The following is a 2,453-nucleotide window of genomic DNA, read 5'->3' on the forward strand; positions in this document are numbered from 1 at the left end:
GCCAGTTCGAGACCGCCAGCTGCGGTGCGCTGCTCGACGTGGAGCCGCTCGGCGAAGACTACGTGTTCGGCATGTGCCACACCATCGAGGACCCGACATTCGATGCCACCGCGGTGGCAACCAACGTCCACGCGCAGTGCCGTCCGGTGCACCGGCCGCCCCGCGTTTCCGGCGACCGGTTGCCGCACTGCTGTTGGACGGTGCGAATCGATCCGTCCTACCCTCCGGCCGAACCGATACCCGCGCTGCGTCAGCTGCGTCAAACCAGAGCCGCCACCTGGGAGCTCGACGACATCGACTCATCGGAGCCCGGACTGGCGGACTACGCCGGCCCGCTGCTGTCCGACATCGACTTCGCGGCGTTCTCGCATTCGGCATTGGTCCGGCTGGCCGACGAGGTGTGTCTGCAGATGCACCTGCTGTACCTGTCGTTCGCGATCGCGGTCCGGACCCGGGCGGGATCTGACGGCGACCTGGCGAGGTCGGTGGGAACCCGTCAGCTGACCGGCCTGGCCGGCCTGGCTGCCGAGCGAATCCGCCGCGCGCTCAGGCTTCCGGGTGGAATCGACGGTGCCCTGCGGACTTTCGAGCTGCATCCGCTGGTCAATCCGATCGGGTACGTGCGGGCTGAGACGACCCGCGGGCGGCTGGTCGTGCATCGATCACCGGCGCACGACGACGGCGCCTGGATCGCGCTGTGCGGACCGCAATCGGTTAACCCGCTGCAGGCTGTGGCCACCGCGGTGAGCCCCCATCTGCGTGTGGCGGTTGACGGCACCGACACCGAATGGATGGTTGACCTCAGCGAAACCGACACCGCCGCAGCTGAATTTCCAGAGGTGTCGGTGACCAAGTTAAGTGGCGGCGCGACGTTCCAGTTCCGGTCGCGGCGCTCACTGCCGCTGACCGTTATGTCGAAACGATAACTTCGCGGCTCCAACTTGAAACGCCGCGCACCGGTGGCCGTCTCGCCCGGTTATCGTGGACGCGGTCGAGCCGTTGTCGAACCAAGGTAAACACTTATGCGCCCTCCGTTGGGGTTGTCGATCGGGACCACCAACTTCATCGCGGTAATCGCCGGCGAACCACCGGTGATCCGCAGCTCGTCGCTGACTCTACCTGCGCAAGGACCGGCGCAACTGCGATCACCCGCCGACCATGGCGACGGCACTGAAACCGGCCTGGTCGTCCACGGTTTCGTCGACTGCGTCGGAGACCAAACACCCCTGGTGGCGGCCGACGGCTCCACGCACCAGCCGGAGGTGTTGCTCGCCGACGCCATCGACGCGATGGTCGACGTCGCATGCGGCTGCTGTCAACTGGCGATTGCCGTGCCGGCGCACTGGCCGCCCGCGGCCTGGCGGGCGCTGCAGGAAGCGCTGCAAGCCCACGAGGGCCTGTCGGCACTCGGGGCACCGCCGCGCCTGGTGTCAGATGCCGTCGCCGCGCTCACCGCACTGCATGCCGACTGTGGCGTCGCATCACGCGGCGTGGTGGCGCTGCTGGACTTCGGTGGAGGCGGCACCAAGATCAGTCTGGCCGACGCCGCGTCCGATTTCCAGCCGATCGGCGAAACCCTTTGCTACCGCAACTTTTCGGGTAACCTCATCGACCAGGCAATCCTGAGCTACATAGTGGGCGGCACCGACCAGGGCGGTGATGCCGATGCGGGCGGCACCGCGACGGTCGGCGATCTGACGCAACTCACCGACGAGTGCCGGCAGGCCAAGGAGCGGCTGTCGGAGCAGACCGCGACCGAGCTGATCGCCGCGCTGCCCGGCTACCGCGCCAGAGTTGCGCTGACCCGAGCAGAATTCGATGATCTTATTCGGCGTCCACTCGACGGCATCATAGTGGCACTCGAACTGCTTTTGCAGCGCAACAGGATTAGCTGGCATGACCTCTCCGCGATCGCCACCGTCGGCGGTGGAGCCCGCATCCCGCTGGTCACTGAACGGCTGTCGGCAGGACACCAGGTGCCGATGGTCACCCCAGAGCTGCCGGCGCTGGCCATGGCGGTCGGTGCCGCGCTGTGCGTGGAACGGGGCAGCCAGGAATCCGCAGACGCCGTGGCAGCATCTGCGACGACGATGGCACCGGTCGCCCCCGTCGTCGTGGCGGCCCACTTCGGCGCGGCCGACCAGCCCGATCCGGCGCCGCACGACTTGGCCTGGTCGGAAGAGGAAGTCCGCGACGAACCGGTGCCGTTTATCGGTGAGCCCTACTGCGCGCCCTCCTCGTCCTCGACACGAAACGGCTCCGAGAAAGGCCGACGCCGCCATCGCGTGCCGCAGCTGGTGTTCGGTCTCGGGGCGCTGGCGGCGATGATCGGGGTTGGCGGCGTGGCCTACACCCTGACGAGCGCCTCCCACGACATCACTCCGACCGAACCCGCCAACAGTCCCACCGCGCAGGTGGCGCCGCCCAAGCAACCGGGGCCGGCTCAGGCGGCT

Annotated in this window: 2 protein-coding genes; both read left to right on the forward strand. The window is 67.9% G+C overall.

The features are described 5' to 3' along the window. Positions 1 to 926 (forward strand): hypothetical protein (locus tag AC2VON_RS26610; protein WP_486955452.1); only part of this gene is annotated, 926 nt, incomplete at its 5' end. A gap of 96 nt (positions 927 to 1,022) precedes the next feature. Continuing rightward, the coding region (locus tag AC2VON_RS26615) for an Hsp70 family protein (protein WP_486955453.1) at positions 1,023 to 2,453 on the forward strand (1,431 nt) is incomplete at its 3' end.

The organism is Mycobacterium sp. TH-M82 (genome assembly GCF_057473605.1).